Genomic DNA, 2,778 nt, shown 5'->3' on the forward strand with positions numbered 1-2,778 from the left:
CCCCCACAATCCGCCCCAAACCCCCACCCATCCCGTCCCGAGAATCCGCTCAAGAACCGTCCCTCACGGGGGATTGCCCGAGCGAATCCCGGGCAGGGGCATGAATAACCCCCCACGGGTGCGGCACCATCCGGCGGCCGCCCGCGCTCCCCCTCCTACGAGCGGGCGGCCGCCCGCCACGCGCCCGCGGGGGTCCGCCGGGGACCACCGGCCGGCCGGTGAGGCGTTCCACACCGGCCCGGCGGCGTTGCGGTGCGGCGGTCCGATAGCCTGACGGCCGGGTCTCTCGATACCAAGAGATCTCGGTAAATGGGCAGGGTTTCCCGCCGCCACCAAGCGGTCCGGGGGCTGTGCCCCCGGAATTCAGCGCGCAGGAGATCGCCATGACCCGCACTCCCGTCAACGTCACCGTCACCGGCGCGGCCGGCCAGATCGGTTACGCCCTCCTCTTCCGCATCGCTTCCGGCCAGCTGCTCGGCGCGGACGTACCGGTCAAGCTGCGCCTGCTGGAGATCCCGCAGGGCCTGAAGGCCGCCGAGGGCACCGCCATGGAGCTCGACGACTGCGCCTTCCCGCTGCTGCGCGGCATCGACATCTCCGACGACCCGAACGTGGCCTTCGAGGGCGCGAACGTGGCCCTGCTGGTCGGTGCCCGCCCCCGTACGAAGGGCATGGAGCGCGGTGACCTGCTGGAGGCCAACGGCGGCATCTTCAAGCCGCAGGGCAAGGCGATCAACGACCACGCGGCGGACGACATCAAGGTCCTGGTCGTCGGCAACCCGGCCAACACCAACGCCCTGATCGCCCAGGCCGCCGCCCCGGACGTGCCGGCCGAGCGCTTCACCGCGATGACCCGCCTGGACCACAACCGCGCCCTGTCGCAGCTCGCGCAGAAGACCGGCGCGCAGGTCTCGGACATCAAGAAGCTGACGATCTGGGGCAACCACTCCGCGACCCAGTACCCGGACATCTTCCACGCCGAGGTCGCCGGCAAGAACGCCGCCGAGGCCGTGAACGACCAGGCGTGGCTGGCCGACACCTTCATCCCGACCGTCGCCAAGCGCGGCGCCGCGATCATCGAGGCCCGGGGCGCCTCCTCGGCCGCCTCCGCCGCCAACGCCGCCATCGACCACGTGCACACCTGGGTCAACGGCACCGCGGCCGGCGACTGGACCTCCATGGGCATCCCCTCGGACGGCTCCTACGGCGTCCCGGAGGGCCTGATCTCCTCCTTCCCGGTCACCACCAAGGACGGCAAGTACGAGATCGTCCAGGGCCTGGAGATCAACGACTTCTCGCGCGAGCGCATCGACGCGTCGGTCAAGGAGCTGGCGGAGGAGCGCGAGGCGGTCCGCGCCCTCGGTCTCCTCTGACGCCAGGGAGAACGCGCGCCCAGTAGTACGCCGGTAAGCCGCTGAGCAGGTCGGTAAGCCGGTACGCCGGGCGCACCCCATCCGACCGGAGCCCGTACGGAACCTCGTGTTCCCGTACGGGCTCCGTCGCTGTGTCACACCTTTGTGTGATCTTCCGGGCGCACGCCTGACACGGCTGTTCCGCCTCCTCTATGCTGCGGCGTTCACGACACGCGACCCGCCTGTCACAGCGGTCGTTTCGCGCCCGTCGCGCCTTGGGGGAATCAGGTGACTCATACGTCGTACGTGCCGCCACAATCCGGCCCGGGGGACGGCTCCGGGGACGGCTCCGGGCACGGCCCGGGGGACGGCTCGCAGGGCGCCCCGGCGGACGGCCCCGGCGCGGTGGCGCCCCGGCCCCCCAGCGCCAGTGAGGCCACCCGCCTGCTGTGCGCCGGCACGTACCTCGACCCCGCGTACCGCGACGCGGTGATCGACGAGCTGTACGTCCACGAAGAGCGCCTGGCGGCGCCGTCGCTCGGCTTCGACGCGGCCCGCGTGCTGGCCCACGCGCTGCGCGCCCGCCGTATCGAACTGGCCTGGGCGGGCGCCGTCCTGCTCCTGTGGATCGTGTCCGTTCCGCTCTCCTCCGGACTGACCCTGCTCTACCTGCTGCCGGTCGTGCTGCTCTCGCTGGCCCCCTACGCCCGGGGCCGCGCCGCGCGTCCGCCCTGGTACCGGCGGTTCGCGGGCTGGCTGCTGCGCTGGTACGGGCGGCTCAGCGTGCTGCTCGTCGGCGTGCTGCTGCTGGCGACGGCGTTCGGCGACGACTCCAGCGGGTACGGGAGGTCGCCGTACGCCTTCTCCGGCAGGTCGTCCGGGCTGTCCGGCACCGTCGCACCGGCCTTCCTGCCGGACGGGCTGTTCGGGCAGAGCACGAGCATGGCGCAGCCGATCCACGCCTGGGTCGCCCTCGCGCTGCCCCTCGTGCTGGCCTGGGCCGTCGGCGCGCAGCACGGCCAGGTCGCCAGGGTGCTGACCACCGAGCTGTCCCGGGGCCGGTTCCCGGACGCCGCCGCCGATCCCGCCGAGCGGGCCGAGGGCGGGCGGTTCCAGCGGCTGCGCCACCGCATCCGTACCGAACAGCACGGCCCGCTGGTCATGTACCGCGCGGCCGACCCGTTCTGCGGCGCGGGCACGCCGTACGAGACCTGGTCGCTGTCAGTGGAACTGCGGCCGCGCAAGGACGGGGCACAGGCCGGCGCCGGTGCTGCGGACGGGGTACAGGCCAGGGCGGGCGCTGCGGACACGGCACAGGTCAGGGCCGGCGCCGCGCACACGGCACCGGCCCTGACCGAGGGTGGGACGCCGAGCCTCGCCAAGGACGCCGCGACCGGAACCGACGCCCCCACCCCCACCCCCGGCT

At 73.0% G+C, this 2,778-nt stretch carries 1 protein-coding gene and 1 pseudogene; both read left to right on the forward strand.

Annotated features, from left to right (window positions below; translation table 11 throughout):
• The first annotated feature begins 383 nt into the window (after positions 1 to 383).
• Positions 384 to 1,373, forward strand: a complete 990-nt coding sequence (locus tag IH45_RS0142420) for a malate dehydrogenase (RefSeq protein ID WP_030682450.1) — start codon at positions 384 to 386, stop codon at positions 1,371 to 1,373.
• A gap of 285 nt (positions 1,374 to 1,658) precedes the next feature.
• Positions 1,659 to 2,778 (forward strand): annotated as a pseudogene (locus tag IH45_RS01000000144780) (hypothetical protein); the annotation flags it as partial.

The organism is Streptomyces rimosus subsp. rimosus (genome assembly GCF_000720725.1).
GTDB lineage: Bacteria > Actinomycetota > Actinomycetes > Streptomycetales > Streptomycetaceae > Streptomyces > Streptomyces rimosus_A.